At 71.0% G+C, this 14,516-nt stretch carries 14 protein-coding genes; 5 read left to right on the top strand and 9 right to left on the bottom strand.

What is annotated here, in order from left to right; all coding sequences use genetic code 11:
* The first annotated feature begins 113 nt into the window (after positions 1-113).
* Together secG and VH969_RS04470 are read left to right on the top strand one after the other, a co-directional pair.
* Entirely contained in the window at positions 114-347 is a 234-nt protein-coding gene (secG, locus tag VH969_RS04475; protein ID WP_331970776.1) for a preprotein translocase subunit SecG, read from the top strand.
* 96 nt (positions 348-443) lie between these two features.
* Complete coding sequence (locus VH969_RS04470; RefSeq protein WP_331970773.1) at positions 444-785, top strand: RNA polymerase-binding protein RbpA; 342 nt, start codon at positions 444-446, stop codon at positions 783-785.
* A 133-nt stretch (positions 786-918) separates the two neighbouring features.
* On the opposite strand, the gene VH969_RS04465 is transcribed toward VH969_RS04470, so the two are convergent.
* The 7 genes from VH969_RS04465 to tkt form a co-directional block, all read right to left on the bottom strand.
* Positions 919-2,217 (bottom strand): sensor histidine kinase, encoded by a 1,299-nt coding sequence (locus VH969_RS04465; protein WP_331970770.1) that lies wholly within the window; start codon positions 2,215-2,217, stop codon positions 919-921.
* Between the two features lie 356 nt (positions 2,218-2,573).
* Positions 2,574-3,347, bottom strand: coding sequence for a 6-phosphogluconolactonase (gene pgl, locus VH969_RS04460; RefSeq protein ID WP_331970768.1), 774 nt, complete (start codon positions 3,345-3,347; stop codon positions 2,574-2,576).
* On the bottom strand, positions 3,344-4,441 hold the full coding sequence (gene opcA / locus VH969_RS04455) for a glucose-6-phosphate dehydrogenase assembly protein OpcA (protein ID WP_331970765.1): 1,098 nt from the start codon (positions 4,439-4,441) through the stop codon (positions 3,344-3,346). Before opcA ends, pgl begins: the two co-directional genes overlap by 4 nt.
* Positions 4,438-5,967, bottom strand: a complete 1,530-nt coding sequence (gene zwf / locus VH969_RS04450) for a glucose-6-phosphate dehydrogenase (RefSeq protein WP_331970762.1) — start codon at positions 5,965-5,967, stop codon at positions 4,438-4,440. Before zwf ends, opcA begins: the two co-directional genes overlap by 4 nt.
* On the bottom strand, positions 5,964-7,595 hold the full coding sequence (locus tag VH969_RS04445; protein ID WP_414638424.1) for a phosphoglucose isomerase-related protein: 1,632 nt from the start codon (positions 7,593-7,595) through the stop codon (positions 5,964-5,966). The genes zwf and VH969_RS04445 overlap by 4 nt, the downstream gene beginning before the upstream one ends.
* Before the next feature lie 8 nt (positions 7,596-7,603).
* Positions 7,604-8,722 (bottom strand): transaldolase, encoded by a 1,119-nt coding sequence (gene tal / locus VH969_RS04440; protein ID WP_331970759.1) that lies wholly within the window; start codon positions 8,720-8,722, stop codon positions 7,604-7,606.
* 134 nt (positions 8,723-8,856) lie between these two features.
* Positions 8,857-10,962 (bottom strand): transketolase, encoded by a 2,106-nt coding sequence (gene tkt, locus VH969_RS04435; protein ID WP_331970756.1) that lies wholly within the window; start codon positions 10,960-10,962, stop codon positions 8,857-8,859.
* Positions 10,963-11,162: 200 nt separating this feature from the next.
* Here tkt and VH969_RS04430 point away from each other — a divergent pair, with 200 nt between their 5' ends.
* Positions 11,163-12,110 (top strand): heme o synthase, encoded by a 948-nt coding sequence (locus VH969_RS04430; RefSeq protein ID WP_331970753.1) that lies wholly within the window; start codon positions 11,163-11,165, stop codon positions 12,108-12,110.
* 4 nt (positions 12,111-12,114) lie between these two features.
* Here VH969_RS04430 and VH969_RS04425 read toward each other — a convergent pair whose 3' ends face one another.
* The gene (locus VH969_RS04425) at positions 12,115-12,888 is read right to left on the bottom strand and encodes an HAD-IIA family hydrolase (protein WP_331970751.1); all 774 of its coding nucleotides are present in this window, start codon (positions 12,886-12,888) and stop codon (positions 12,115-12,117) included.
* A gap of 65 nt (positions 12,889-12,953) precedes the next feature.
* Here VH969_RS04425 and VH969_RS04420 point away from each other — a divergent pair, with 65 nt between their 5' ends.
* Together VH969_RS04420 and VH969_RS04415 are read left to right on the top strand one after the other, a co-directional pair.
* Positions 12,954-13,313 (top strand): ArsR/SmtB family transcription factor, encoded by a 360-nt coding sequence (locus tag VH969_RS04420; protein ID WP_331970845.1) that lies wholly within the window; start codon positions 12,954-12,956, stop codon positions 13,311-13,313.
* Positions 13,310-13,795, top strand: coding sequence for an SRPBCC family protein (locus VH969_RS04415; RefSeq protein WP_331970748.1), 486 nt, complete (start codon positions 13,310-13,312; stop codon positions 13,793-13,795). The genes VH969_RS04420 and VH969_RS04415 overlap by 4 nt, the downstream gene beginning before the upstream one ends.
* Here VH969_RS04415 and VH969_RS04410 read toward each other — a convergent pair.
* A complete protein-coding gene (locus VH969_RS04410; protein ID WP_331970745.1) occupies positions 13,773-14,477 on the bottom strand; it encodes an HD domain-containing protein in 705 nt (234 codons plus the stop codon). The two genes, VH969_RS04415 and VH969_RS04410, sit on opposite strands and share 23 nt — an antisense overlap.
* Positions 14,478-14,516: the final 39 nt, after the last annotated feature.

Raw genomic sequence — 14,516 nt, 5'->3', positions numbered from 1 at the left:
GCGCAACAATTTCCTTCAGGACCGGCCGGGGGCACCGTCGGACGATCTCCGGCCACCAGGTAGCCTGTGGCTTCACCGCGAACGCGGACGTCGGGTTCGACAGCGAGGATGAGATGGTTCTAGCGCTGCAGATCGTGCTGATCGTCACCAGCGTGCTGCTGATTCTGCTGGTGCTGCTGCACCGGGGCCGGGGTGGCGGTCTGTCGTCGCTGTTCGGCGGCGGCATGCAGTCGAGCCTGGCCGGCTCGAGCGTCGCGGAGAAGAACCTCGACCGGGCGACGCTGTTCATCGGCGCCATCTGGCTAATCTGTGTGATCGGACTGGGCCTGCTGATCAAGGTCGCCTGACCGGCGACCCGCACGCACGCTTTGGTGCGGCTTCCGCACATCTCTTTACCAGGCATTTTCCGGGCAGTGGACACCTTGTTGGGGGTGTGAGAGTCAATGGCTGGTGGTAGTGCGATTCGAGGTACTCGGGTCGGCGCCGGTCCCATGGGCGAGTCGGAGCGCGGCGAGGCAGCGCCGCGCCGCCGCGTCTCCTACTGGTGCGCGAACGGGCACGAGTCGCGCCCGTCGTTCGCGCTCGACGCCGAGGAGCCTGAGTCGTGGGACTGCCCACGCTGCGGGCTGCCCGGTGGCCGGGACGAGCAGGAGCCGCCGAAGGCTCCGCGCAACGAGCCGTACAAGACGCACCTCGCGTACGTGAAGGAGCGCCGCTCGGACGCCGACGGCGAGGCCATCCTCGCCGAGGCGCTGGCGAAGCTGCGCAAGCAGCGCGAGGGCTGAGAGCGCGCAGAAGCGCCACAGAAGCACGCAGAAGGCCGCCGCACGGGTTCGTCCGTGCGGCGGCCTTCCGCACGTGTGGAGCGGGCCCCGGCAGCCGGTGAGGGGGAGGACCAGCTGCCGGGGCCCGTGTCTGTCAGCCGGCCAGTGGGTACGTGGCCGACACGCGGAACCCGCCCTCGGAGGTGGGGCCCGCCTGGAAGGTGCCGCCGAGGAGTCCCGCTCGCTCCCGGAGACCGATCAGTCCGTGTCCGCCGGACGGCAGTACCGGGCTGCGTCCACCGGCTCGCTCGTTGCGCACCTCGACGACGAGGATGTCCTTCTGGGCCGTCACCTTGACCGAAGCGCGCGCACCCCCCGCGTGCTTGCGCACGTTCGTCAGCGCCTCCTGCACGGTGCGGTAGACCGCGTGCGAGACGGAGCGGGGTAAGCGGGACGGCTCGGCCTTCATGTCGAGTGCCACCGGGACCGCGTCGCTGCGGAAGTTGCTCACCAGGTCGGGCAACCGCTCCAGGCCGGGCTGCTGGCCCTCGCCGCCGACGCCCGACCGCAGCACGCCGACCAGACTGCGCAGCTCCTCGAGCGTGCGCGTGGACAGCCTGCGGATCGTGGTGGCGGTCTCCTTGGAGCGCTCGTCGTTCGCGGCGACCTGCAGCGCACCCGCCTGCATGGCGATCAGCGTGACCTGGTGGGACACGACGTCGTGCATCTCGCGGGCGAGCTTGGTCCGCTCGGCGGCCCGCACGGTCTCCGCGTAGAGGGCCTTCTCCCGCTCCCGGCTGTTGGCCAGCTCGGTGATGCGCGCGGAGAGCTCCTTGCGGGCCGTGATCAGCAGGCCGATGGCGACCGGCATGCCGGCCACGATGACGCCCCAGATCACGTCGAGGGCGTGCTCGCGCCAGGTCATCGTCACGAAGTCGCTGAGCGGCCAGATGATCACGTAGCAGAGGAACACGAGGATGGAACCGACGACCAGCTGCCAGTTCCAGCCACGGCGCTTGGCCAGCGTGCCCAGCGCGACCATCGCGGCCAGCTGCGACCAGCCGGTGAGGAAGCCGGGGACGGTGACGAGGACGGCGAGGAACGGCCAGTGCCGCCGCATGACCATGGCGGCCACCGCGGCGCCGGACAGGGGCAAGGAGTAACCGGGCGCGTCCTCGGGGATCACCAGCCACACGTCGAGCACGGCGAGCACCACCGCGACGACGTCGGACGTGATGTTCTTGGCTCTGGGGTTGGCACGGAACCTCTTGACCCAGCCGGGCAGTGCGCGCGTCACCAGCTGCGGTCGGGGAATGAGCCGGAACTCGTCGATCGGTGGGGTCAGCGTTGAGGTGACCAGGGCGCTACCTCCTTCCGGGGTGCCGGTCTCTCCCTCCGCGGCGTCTCGAACGGGCAGCTCGCGGGAACCGGCACGTTGTCGCGGCAGCTCCATCCCCGTGAGCGCGCTGTGGCGCGCTGTGGCAGGGTGGTGCTGTTGCCGTTGCGACATCTCTCGACCTCCCTCCGGAGTTTTGCTCCGCACCATTGAAGACAGAAGCATCGCTTCCATGGGACGTTTCATTACAGATAACTGTGCTGGAGCAAATCACCAGTTACCGGTTTGCGTCATTCGGACGCGCGCGAGGGCCGAAACGGTGAGCGTGGTTGGGCCGATCGGGTCAGCGCGTTTTCGCTGGTCAACAGGCACATAAGGGCGTCGAGAACCCGATTTCGGCCACGTGCCGGTCAGGAATATGACATTCCGTGTTCGATTAATCGTTTCGATGGCCGAATGCGGCTCGCGGGCGGTCAGCTCGCCGGCAGGGAGGGCAGTCCCGGGACCTTCGCGGCGGCCGCCTTGTCCAATAGCCAGAGCGTGCGCCGCTGCCCGCGCGCGCCGGCGGCGGGGATCGCGACCTCGCCGGCGCCGCTCAGCGCCATGTTCACGGCCGCGGCCTTGCTCTCGCCGCTCGTGATCAGCCACACCTCGGTCGCCCGGTGGATCGCCGGCAGCGTGAGCGAGACGCGCACCGGCGGCGGCTTCGGGCAGCCGTGCACCGCGACGACCGAGCGGTCCGTCTCGTAGACCGCGGGCGAGTCCGGGAAGATCGACGCCGTGTGGCCCTCCTCGCCGACGCCGAGCAGGCACACGTCGAAGCTCGGCACCGGGTAGTGGTCCTGCGGCTGCGCGGCTCCGGCGAGCAGCTCCGCGTAGCCCTCGGCCGACTCCTCCGGGGTCGGCACCGCGTCCGACGGCGGCATCGGGTGCACCCGCGCGGGGTTCAGCGGCACGTGGTCGAGCAGTGCCGCGCGTGCCTGCGTGTCGTTGCGGTCCGGATGCCCGGCCGGCAGGAAGCGCTCGTCCCCCCAGTACATGTCCACATGCGACCAGTCGATCGCGTCGCGGGCCGGCGCGGCACGCAGCTGCTCCAGCACCGCGATGCCGGTCCGCCCGCCGGTGAGCACCACCGAGGCCACACCGCTGGCCGCCTGCACGTCGACCAGGCGGGTCACCAGGCGCGCCGCGGTCGCCGCAGCGAGCAGCTCGGGGCTGCCGTACGCGACGACCTGAGGCGCGCTCACGACCTGGCCCCGGCCTTGGTCTTCGTGGTCTTCGCCGTCTTCGCCGTCGTGTTCTTGGCCGGCGAACCGGACTTGGCCGGCGTTTCGTTCGCCGCGGTCGTGGACGAGCTCGACGACGACTTGCGTGCCGCCGCGGCGTTGGTGCCGTTCTTCCGTGCGGTGCTCGTGCCCCGGGCTCGGCGCTCGACCTTCGGGAGGGCCTTCAACGCCTGCTCGTAGATCTCGTCGGCGTCGAGCCGGCGCAGCTCCTCGGCGATGCAGTCGCGCACCGGACGGCGCTGCAGCGCGACCCGCCGCGGCGGCTGGCCCGGCTGGGTCAGCTCGCCGACCGTGCCGTCCGGGCGGTGCAGCTCGACCGGGCCGGACCGGCGCTGGAACTCCACCTTGACGATGCCTTCCCCGTAGCGGGCCTTCAGCCGTTGCACGGGCATCCGCAGCCGGGCCGCGAGCCACGCCGCGAGCAGGTCCGCGGACGGGGAGTCGCCCTCGCCCGCGACCGTGGCCGCGGAGACCCGCTCGTACGGCGGCAGGTCCAATGCGGACGCCAGCACGGCGCGCCACAGCGTCAGCCGCGTCCACGCGAGGTCGGTGTCGCCGGGCCGGTACGACTGCGCGCGTGCGACGAGCGCCTTCGTCGGGTTCCGCGCGGTCGCGGAGTCGGTGATCCGGCGTGTCGCGAGCCTGCCGATCGAGTCGTCGGCGGGTACGTCCGGCGCCTCGAACGGCCACCACGCCACGACCGGCGCGTCGGGCAGCAGCAGCGGCACGACGCACGACGCGCCCTCGTTCGCGAGCGCGCCGTAGAGCCGCAGCACGATGACCTCGCTCGCGCCCGCGTCGCCCCCGACGCGGATCTGCGCGTCCAGCCGCGGCGCGGCCTTCTTCGCCCCACGCGCCAACACGATCACCCGGCAGGGGTGCTCGCGGCTCGCGTGGTTGGCCGCGTCGATGACCTCTTCGGTGCGCTGGTCGTCGTCGGTGACGATCACCAGCGTCAGCACGCGGCCGATCGTGTTCGCGCCGCCCTGCTCGCGCAGGTGGACCAGCTTGCTGTTCACCTGCGACGTCGTGGTGGCGGGCAGGTCGATGATCACGGACGCCTCCAGTGCCGGCCGGTGCGGGCGAGCATGCGCGTGGCCGACTCGGGGCCCCAGGTGCCCGCCTGGTAGGGCTCCGGCTTCCCGTGGGCGTGCCACGCCTTGATGATGGGGTCGAGGATCTCCCACGAACGCTCGACCTCGTCGTTCATCGGGAACAGCGACGGCTCTCCGAGCAGCACGTCCAGGATCAGCCGCTCGTAGGCCTCGGGGGAGGACTCGGTGAAGGAGTGTCCGTAGCTGAAGTCCATGTTGACGTCCCGGACCTCCATCTTGGACCCGGGCACCTTCGAGCCGAACCGCATGGTGACACCCTCGTCCGGCTGGACGCGGAACACCATCGCGTTCTCGCCGAGCTCCTCGGTGGCCGTCGCGTCGAACGGCAGGTGCGGAGCGCGCTTGAACACCACGGCGATCTCGGTGACGCGCCTGCCCAGCCGCTTGCCGGTGCGCAGGAAGAACGGCACCCCCGCCCAGCGGCGGGTCTCGATCGCGAGCTCGATGGCGGCGAAGGTCTCGGTCGTCGAGTCCTTGGCGAAGCCCTCCTCCTCGAGCAGGCCGGGCACCTTCTGCCCGCCTTGCCAACCACCGGTGTACTGGCCGCGCGCGGTCGTCTCCGAGAACGGGCCGACCGGCGTCGTGGCCGCGAGCACCTTCGCCTTCTCCGCGCGGACCGCCTTCGGCTCGAAGGAGATCGGCTCCTCCATCGCGGTGAGCGCGAGCAGTTGCAGCAGGTGGTTCTGGATCACGTCGCGTGCCGCGCCGATGCCGTCGTAGTAGCCGGCGCGACCGCCGAGGCCGATGTCCTCGGCCATCGTGATCTGCACGTGGTCGACGTAGTTGGCGTTCCAGATCGGCTCGAACAGCTGGTTCGCGAAGCGCAGCGCCAGGATGTTCTGCACGGTCTCCTTGCCGAGGTAGTGGTCGATGCGGAACACCGACTCCTCGGGGAAGATCTCGTTGACGATCTTGTTCAGCTGCTTCGCGCTCGCGAGGTCGTGGCCGAACGGCTTCTCGATGACCACTCGGCGCCACTGGTCCGGCGCCGGGGCCGCGAGCCCGGTGCGGGCGAGCTGCTCGATCACCTTCGGGAACGCGGCCGGTGGGATCGAGAGGTAGAACGCGTGGTTGCCGGCCGTGCCCCGGATGCGGTCGAGGTCGGTCACCGTCGTGACGAGGTTGTCGAACGCCACGTCGTCGTCGAAGGAACCCTGCACGAACCGGCACCCCTCGGCGAGGCGGTCCCAGACCGACTGCCGGAACGGCGTGCGGGCGTGCTCCTTGACCGCGTCGTAGACGACCTGGCTGAAGTCCTCGTCCGCCCAGTCCCGCCGGGCGAAGCCGACGAGCGAGAAGCCGGGCGGCAGCAGGCCGCGGTTGGCGAGGTCGTAGATCGCCGGCATCAGCTTCTTGCGCGACAGGTCACCGGTGACCCCGAAGATCACCAGGCCGCACGGCCCGGCGATGGTGGGCAGCCGCTTGTCCCGCTCGTCGCGCAGCGGGTTGGTCCAGCTGCGGGTCACGAGCCGACCTCCTGAACCGCCTTCACCAGGTGTGCCAGGCCCGCGGCCCGGTCCGTGAAGTTCAGCCGCAGCACCGGCCGCCCCCGCTCGAGCAGCACCTGGCCGTCGCCGAGCGCCTGTGCGAGCTGCAGCGTGCCCAGCGTGTAGGGCCGGCCCGGCACCTGGAGGTCCTGGGTCACCGCACCGGTCAGCTGCAGGAAGACGCCGTTCTGGTGGCCGCCCTTGTGGTACTGGCCGGTGGAGTGCAGGAACCGCGGGCCCCAGCCGAACGTCGTCTGCACGCCCGTGCGCCGGGCGAGCTCGGGGCGCAGCACGATCGCGGACGCGTCCGCGATGCGGTCCAGGTAGGCCTGCACCGACAGGTAGCCGAACTCCGGGACCGCGCCCTGGAGCGCGGTGAGCGCGTCGCCCAGCGTGGCGGCGCCGTCCGGGAGCAGGCCCGCCGGCGCGTAGACCTCGACCGGGCCGTCCACAAAGGACGGCGCGCCGGGGTCGACGGCCGGCCCGTCGAGCAGCGCCCGCGCCGCCTTCTTCGCGGCCTCGACGTCCGGCTGGTCGAACGGGTTGATGCCGAGCAGCCGGCCGACGATCGCGATCGCGGCCTCCCACACCAGCATCAGGCCGCCGACGGTGCCCTCGGTGGCGAGCAGCACGCCCTGCGGCGGCGGACCGATGGCGACCGGCGTCGCGTCCGACCTCGCGTCGGCGAAGCCGGGTGCCTCCGGGCTCTCGACCGACACCGGCAGCAGTCCCGTGCCGTTCTTGCCGGTGGACTCGGCGATCAGCTGCTCGGCCCACTCGCCGAAGCCGCTGATGCCCGAGCCGGTGTCGGCGAGCACGACCTTCTCCGCGCCGCCGATGTGCGCGGCGCCGAGGGCGGCGGCGAGCACCAGCGCCGGGTTGTCCTCGACGTCGCTGCCGAGCTTCGGGGCCGACGAGTGCGCGTCGTCGAGGAGCGGGCGCAGGTCCGCGCCGGCGAGCCCGGAGGGCACCAGGCCGAACGCCGTGAGCGCGGAGTAGCGCCCGCCGACGTTCGGGTCGGCCCGGAACACCTTGCGGTAGCCGGCCTCGGTCGCGGTCTTCTCGAGCGGCGAGCCCGGGTCGGTGACGACGATCATCCGGGACGCGGCGTCGATGCCGGCCGCGGCGAACGCCTCCTCGAAGATCCGGCGGTGGCTGTCGGTCTCCACAGTGGATCCCGATTTGGACGAGACCACCAGCACCGTGCGGGACAGGTCCCCCTCCAGCGCGTCGGCGACCTGGCCCGGGTCGGTCGTGTCGAGCACCACCAGCGGCACGCCGGCGGTGTTCGCGATCACCTCCGGCGCGAGCGACGAGCCGCCCATGCCGGCGAGCACGACCCGGTCCAGGCCCTCGGCCCGGAGCTCCTCGCGCAGCGCCTCGATCTCGTGCACCACCGGCACGGACGTCTCGTGCAGGGCGGTCCAGCCCAGCCTGATCGACGCCTCGGGCTCCGCCTCGGGACCCCACAGCGTGGGGTTCTGGGCGAAGAGCCCGGACGCGACCTTGTCGCCGATGAGTTGTTCGATCAGCGGCGTGGCCTCGGCCATCAGCCGCTCCTGTGCCGTCCCGGCCACCTGTTCGGGCCGTTCGTCCGGCTGTGTCATCTGTGTGCTCAGCTCCCTGCCGGGTGTGCCGCGTTCAGCTGCTGCTGGACCGACTCGAGCAGCTCTTCCCAGGACTTCTCGAACTTCTCCACGCCTTCGCTCTCGAGCGTGCGGAAGACGTCGGGAACGTCGATCCCGACCGCGGACAGGTCGTCGAACACCTGCTGTGCCTCGCCCGCGGTGCCGGTCACGGTATCGCCAGTGATCTTGCCGTGATCGGCGACGGCGTGCAGCGTGTTCTCCGGCATCGTGTTGACCGTGTCGGCCACCACGAGGTCGTCGACGTACATCGTGTCGGCGTAGTCCGGGTTCTTCACGCCGGTCGAGGCCCACAGTGGACGCTGCGGGTGCGCGCCCTTCGCGGCCAGCGCCTGCCACCGCTCGCCGGCGATGACCTCCTCGAACGCCGCGTAGGCGAGCCGCGCGTTGGCCACGGCCGCCTTGCCGCGCAGGGCCTTCGCCTCGTCGGTGCCGATCTTCTCCAGCCGCTTGTCGACCTCGGTGTCCACACGGGACACGAAGAAGGAGGCGACCGAGGTGATCGAGGCGACGTCGTGCCCATTGGCCGCGGCCTGCTCGAGCCCGGCCACGTACGCGTCCATCACCTCGCGGTAGCGCTCGACCGAGAAGATCAGCGTGACGTTGACGTTGACGCCCTCGGCCAGCGTCCGGGTGATCGCGGGGATGCCCGCGGCCGTGGCGGGGATCTTCACGTAGAGGTTCGGCCGGTCGACGGTCTTCCACAGGTCCAGCGCCTCAGCCACGGTCTTGTCCGCGTCGTGCGCGAGCCGCGGGTCGACCTCGATGGACACCCGGCCGTCGATGCTGCCGGTGGCCTGCCAGACGTCGCGGAACAGGTCGCAGGCGTTGCGGATGTCGGTGGTGGTGATCTCCTTGACCGCGGCGGCCAGGTCGGCGCCGCGATCGGCGAGCTCGCGCACCTGGTCGTCGTAGTCCTCCGCGTCGGCGAGCGCCTTCGCGAAGATCGTCGGGTTGCTGGTCACGCCGACCACGTGCTTGTCGCGGATCAGCTCGGCGAGGTTGCCGGTGTTGAGCCGGCGGCGGGAGACGTCGTCGAGCCAGATCGACACCCCGGCCTCGGACAGCTGCGCGAGTTTGTCACTCATGCCAGTTCCGCCTCTCCGGAATTAACCCTTGTGGTCACCATCGTTTGTCGCCCTGTGCTTCGGCACGTACCTGTGGCTGGGTTGCGTCCCGTTCCCCTTGGGTGCGGTCGGGAGCCGCGTGGCTCACTCATTCGTCACCCCTCCAATTTCCGTAGCGAGGTGCGAGCCGCCGTCACCACCGCTTCGGAGGTGAAGCCGAACTCGCGGAACAGAGTCTGGTAGTCCGCCGACGCGCCGAAGTGTTCGATCGAGACGATCTCACCCGCGTCGCCGACGAACCGGTACCACGGTTGCGCCACGCCGGCCTCGACGGCGACCCGGGCGCGCACCGACGGCGGCAGCACCTCGTCGCGGTAGGCCTGGTCCTGCGCGTCGAACCACTCGACGGACGGCATGGACACCACTCTCGTGGCAACGCCGTCGGCCTCGAGCATCTTCCGCGCCTCGACCGCCATCTGCAGCTCCGAGCCGGTGGCGATGAGCACCACCTTCGGTGCCCCGTCGGAAGCGTCGGCGAGCACGTAGCCGCCCCGGCGCACGCCCTCCGCGGCCAGATCCTTCGTGCCCTCGAGCACCGGGAGGTTCTGCCGGGTCAGGGCCATGCCGACCGGCTGCGAGTGCTGCTCGAGGATCGCGCGCCACGCGGCGGCGGTCTCGTTGGCGTCACCGGGACGAACCATCACGAGGCCGGGAATCGCCCGCAACGCGGCGAGGTGCTCGATCGGCTGGTGGGTCGGGCCGTCCTCGCCGAGGCCGATCGAGTCGTGCGTCCACACGTACGTGACCGGCAGCTGCTGCAGCGCGGCCAGCCGCACCGGTGGGCGCATGTAGTCGCTGAACACCAGGAACGTCGCGCCGTACGGGCGGGTCGGGCCGTGCAGCACGATCCCGTTGAGGATCGAGCCCATCGCGTGCTCGCGGACGCCGAAGTGCAGCGTGCGACCGTACGGGGAGGCATTCCACTCCTTTGTGGACGCCTTGTGCGGGCCGAACGAGTCGGCGCCGGCCATCGTGGTGTTGTTGCTCTCCGCCAGGTCCGCGGAGCCGCCCCACAGCTCGGGCAGCACGTCCGCGAGCGCGCTCAGCACCTCGCCGGACGCCTTGCGGGTGGCCAGGCCCTTCTCGTCCGGGTCCCAGCTCGGCAGGTTCTTCGCCCAGCCCTCCGGCAGCCGGTAGGCCGTCGCCCGGTCGAGCAGCTCCCTGCGCTCGGCGTTGGCCCGGGCCCACGCGTCGAACCGGACCTCCCACTCGGCGCGGGCCTGCTTGCCGCGCTCGGCGACCATCCGCGCGTGGGCGAGCACCTCGGGCTCGACGACGAACTTCTCGTCCGGGTCGAAGCCGAGGATCTTCTTGACCTCGGCGACCTCTTCCGCGCCCAGCGCCGCGCCGTGCGCCTTGCCGGTGTTCATCTTGTTCGGCGCCGGATAGCCGATGACCGTCCGCAGCAGGATGAACGAGGGCCGCGAGGTCTCCGCCTTCGCCGCCTCGATCGCGGCGAGCATCGCGGTCACGTCCTCGCCGCCGTCCACGACCTGGACGTGCCAGCCGTAGGCCTCGTAGCGCTTGGCGGTGTCCTCGGACAGCGCGATGTTCGTGTCGTCCTCGATGGAGATCTTGTTGTCGTCGTAGATGACCACGAGGTTGCCGAGCTCCTGGCGGCCGGCGAGCGAGGACGCCTCGGACGAGACGCCCTCCTCGATGTCGCCGTCGGAGCAGATCACGTAGATGAAGTGGTCGAAAACACTCTCGCCGGGTGGCGCGTCGGGATCGAACAGCCCGCGCTCGCGGCGGTTGGCCATGGCCATGCCAACCGCGGAGGCGATGCCCTGGCCGAGCGGTCCGGTGGTGATCTCCACGCCGCGGGTGTGGCCGTGCTCGGGGTGGCCGGGCGTCTTGGAGCCCCACTTGCGCAGCTGGGCGATGTCGTCGATCTCCAGGCCGTAGCCGGAGAGGAAGAGCTGCAGGTAGAGCGTGAGGCTGGAGTGGCCGGCGGACAGCACGAAGCGGTCCCGCCCGATCCACTCGGGGTCGTTGGGGTCGTGCCGCATGACGCGCTGGAACAGGGCGTACGCGGTGGGCGCGAGGCTCATGGCGGTGCCCGGGTGGCCGTTGCCCGCTTCCTGCACCGCGTCCGCCGCAAGTACCCGGATGGTGTCGACGGTGCGTTTGTCGAGATCCGTCCAGTCGTCCGGGACGTGCGGAGTCGTCAGGCGGGTGATTTCGTCACTGCTGATGGACACGGACCAAGGCTCCCATTTACTCGACTGCGTGAAACGTGCGAGCGGCCCGCGTGTCGCGCCCCCTCGACCGGTGCGACGCGCGTGTCTTACCTCGTAGTACCTCGTCAGCGCCAAGACTAACGAAGGCACCCGCGAACGGCCGGTCATGGTCACGCGGCTACGATTCGGACGTTGCCCAGACAGACCAATCAGGGAGCTACATGCCGCCGGTGAGCGCTGCCGCGGAGTCGGGTCGTGCCGTCAGCGGCGCCCGACGCCGCAGGGACGTGCTGTCGGCGTACCTCGCGCTGACCAAACCCAGGATCATCGAGCTGCTGCTGGTGACCACGGTGCCGGCGATGATGCTCGCCGAGCGCGGGATCCCGTCCCCGTGGCTGGTCTTCGCCACGCTGTTCGGCGGGACCATGGCGGCCGGCTCGGCCAACGCGCTGAACTGCGTGGCGGACGCCGACATCGACGCGGTCATGAAGCGCACCCGCTCCCGCCCGCTGCCCAAGCACCGGGTGCCCCGGCGCAACGCCCTGATCTTCGGCGTGGCGCTCGGCGTGGCCTCGTTCGCCTGGCTCTGGCCCACGACGAACCTGCTGGCCGCGTCGATGGCGGTCGGCGCGATCCTGTTCTACGTCTTCGTCTACACGATGATCCTCAAGCGCCGGACCGCGCAGAACATCGTGTGGGGCGGCGCGGCCGGCTGCATGCCGGTGGTGATCGGCTGGTCCGCGGTCACCGGGTCGATCGAGTGGCCGGCGCTGGTCATGTTCGGCGTGATCTTCTTCTGGACGCCGCCGCACTTCTGGGCGCTCGCGATGAAGTTCCGCGACGACTACGCCAAGGCGGGCGTGCCGATGCTGCCCGTGGTGACCACCGCCGACCGCGTGGTGCGCCAGATCGTCGTCTACTCGTGGGTGATGGTCGTGTGGACCATGCTGCTCGTCCCCGCGACGGGCTTGGTCTACGCGGGCTTCGCGCTGATCTCCGGCGCCTGGTTCCTCGTGGTGGCGCACCGGCTGTACGCGGCCGTGCGGCGCGGCGAGCCGGGCAAGCCGATGAAGCTCTTCCACATGTCGAACACCTACCTGACGCTGGTGTTCGTCGCGCTCGCCGTCGACTCGGCGCTCGGCCTGCCGGTGCTCGGCTGGCCGTTCTGAGCCACTAGCCCAGCTCGCGCAGCAGGTCCGGCAGGTCCGCGAAGGAGTCCAGCACGTGGTCGGGCTTCTCGGCGGAGTCCTCGAGTGTCTTCTGCTCGAACTTGCCGGTCCGCACGAGCACCCCCGTCAGGCCCGCGCGCTGGGCGGCCAGCACGTCGGCTTCGAGGTCGTCGCCGATCATGAGCGCCTGCTCGGGTGATGCGGACAAGGCGGCCAGCGCGGTCGTGAAGAACTCGGGCGACGGCTTGCCGACCACGGTCGCCTCGGTGCCCGCCGCCGCCTCCAGGCCGAGGAGGAACGCGCCGCCGTCCAGCTGCAGGCCCTCGGAGGTGCGCCAGTAGAGGTTGCGCGCCATCGCGACCAGCGCGGCACCCCGCTGCAGGTGGCCGAACGCGGCGTTGAGCTCCGCGTAGCCGAACTCCGGCCCGGCGCCACCGACGACCACTACGTCCACAGTGGACCCATCGAGCGGGGCGAGCGCGAGGCCGGCGAGGTCGTCGCCGAGGTCGCCGCTGTTCAGCAGCGCGCAGCGCGCGCCGGGGTGGTGCTCGGCAAGGTACGCCGCGGTCACCGCGGGCGCGGTGAAGACGTCGTCCACACCCACCGGGAAGCCGGCGTCGGCCAGCGTCGTCGCGATCCAGTCGCGGGTGCGTGAGGTCGTGTTCGTCACCAGGGCGTACGGCACGTCCAGGCGGCCGAGGGCCTCGACCGCGCCGGGTACCGGCTCCCACGACACCGTAAGGACGCCGTCGATGTCGATCAGGACCGCCGCGACCATGGGTCAACCGTAGTTGACCCGCCGCGCACGGCAGCATTACCGTCCGGTTATTGAACCCGGAGGTGATGGAACTGACCGCGACCCTCGCCCGGCTCGACGACCTCGACCGCCTCGACGCGACGTTCGCCGCGCTCGCGGACCCCACCCGCCGCGCGATCCTCGCCCGGCTCGCGCACGGCGAGGCATCGGTCAAGGAACTGGCCGAACCGTTCGAGATGACCCAGCCGGCCATCTCCAAGCACCTGAAGGTGCTGGAGCGCGCGGGACTCGTCTCCCGTGGCCGCGACGCGCAGCGCCGCCCCTGCCGGCTCGAGGCCGAGCCGCTGCGCGAGGCCACGACCTGGCTCGCCGGCTACCGCCGGTTCTGGGCCGAGAGCTACGAGCGGCTGGAGTCGCTGCTCGACGAGCTGCAGGAGGACCGGTGATCATCACCACGCCGACCGACCGCGAGATCCTGGTCACCAAGGAGTTCGCCGCGCCCCGCCGGCTCGTGTTCGAGGCGCACACCCGCCCCGAGCTCCTCAAGCGTTGGTTCGGCCCGCACGCCTGGCGCCTCGAGGTCTGCGAGATCGACCTGCGTCCGGGCGGTTGCTGGTACTACCTCATGCGCGGCCCGGGCGGCACGACGATGACGCTGCGCGGTACGTACCTCGAGATCGTCGAACCGGAGCGGATCGTGGCCACGGAGTCGAATGTGGACTGCGAGGCGCGGGCCGCGCACGAGTCCGTCGGCACGCTGGTCTTCACCGAGCACGCCGGCCGCACCACGCTGACCAACACGATTCGCTGGCCCAGCAAGGAGATCCGCGACTCGGTGCTCTCCTCGGGCATGCGGCGGGGCCTCGGCGAGGGCCTCGACCGGCTCACCGAGCTGCTGGCCGCCACTACGCGGGCGGCACCCCGATGATGCCGAGCGCGGTCACGGCGTCGAGCAGCTCCGCGACGTCGTGGTCGTCCAGCGACTCGCGGATGTGCTGCCACAGCAGGAGGTTCGTCGACGCCCACCGCGAGTAGGCCGCGGCCGCCTCCGGGTTGTAGAAGTAGTAGCCCTCGTCGTGTGCGGCCTGCTGCTCGCCGACGATCTTGTCCGCCAGCTCGCGCAGCGTGATGCCGTTCTCCGCGAGGTAGCGGTGCGAGAGCATGACCGGGGTCACCGGCAACGCCTTGAACAGGGTGTCGGCGTCGGAGAGCGCCTGCGCCTCCACCGAGATGTCCGGGCCGCGGTTGGCCATCTCGGCCTCGACCACGATCTCGTCGATCCAGCGCGCGGTGTCCGCCCGCACGCCCGCCCGGGCGAGCACGTCCAGCCGCAGCCCCTCGCCGGCCGCGGCGGCGGAGTTGCGCCGGACGAGGTAGTTGACGTCGTGCACCAGGGCGGCGGTCTCGACGACGCTGGCCTCGGCGCCGTTGACCCGGGCGAACTGGACGGCCTTGGCCCGCACGAAGCTCACGTGGTGCCAGCCGTGGAAGGGCAGCCGCTGCGCGTAGCGCGCACACAGCTCACGGACCTGCGCGTCGACGCAGGCCAGGGCCCCCGGCGCCACGGCCTGGGTGGTCGTTCTGGCCGGTGCGGCGTCCTCGGTGTGCATCGAGCCTCCCCAGCGGCCCCGCCCCGACCGGCGGGCGCC

The organism is Actinophytocola sp. (assembly GCF_036555685.1).
In the GTDB taxonomy this organism is placed as follows: Bacteria; Actinomycetota; Actinomycetes; order Mycobacteriales; family Pseudonocardiaceae; genus Actinophytocola.
Note: the sequence above shows the minus strand (reverse complement) of the source record. Positions and strands in the feature narration are given on the sequence as shown.

Coding starts and splice junctions, on each gene's coding strand:
- secG (WP_331970776.1), top strand. CDS start 114: ATGGTTCTAGCGCTGCAGATCGTGCTGATCGTCACCAGCGTGCTGCTG.
- VH969_RS04470 (WP_331970773.1), top strand. CDS start 444: ATGGCTGGTGGTAGTGCGATTCGAGGTACTCGGGTCGGCGCCGGTCCC.
- VH969_RS04465 (WP_331970770.1), bottom strand. CDS start 2,217: ATGGAGCTGCCGCGACAACGTGCCGGTTCCCGCGAGCTGCCCGTTCGA.
- VH969_RS04445 (WP_414638424.1), bottom strand. CDS start 7,595: ATGACACAGCCGGACGAACGGCCCGAACAGGTGGCCGGGACGGCACAG.
- tal (WP_331970759.1), bottom strand. CDS start 8,722: ATGAGTGACAAACTCGCGCAGCTGTCCGAGGCCGGGGTGTCGATCTGG.
- VH969_RS04430 (WP_331970753.1), top strand. CDS start 11,163: ATGCCGCCGGTGAGCGCTGCCGCGGAGTCGGGTCGTGCCGTCAGCGGC.
- VH969_RS04425 (WP_331970751.1), bottom strand. CDS start 12,888: ATGGTCGCGGCGGTCCTGATCGACATCGACGGCGTCCTTACGGTGTCG.
- VH969_RS04420 (WP_331970845.1), top strand. CDS start 12,954: ATGGAACTGACCGCGACCCTCGCCCGGCTCGACGACCTCGACCGCCTC.
- VH969_RS04410 (WP_331970745.1), bottom strand. CDS start 14,477: ATGCACACCGAGGACGCCGCACCGGCCAGAACGACCACCCAGGCCGTG.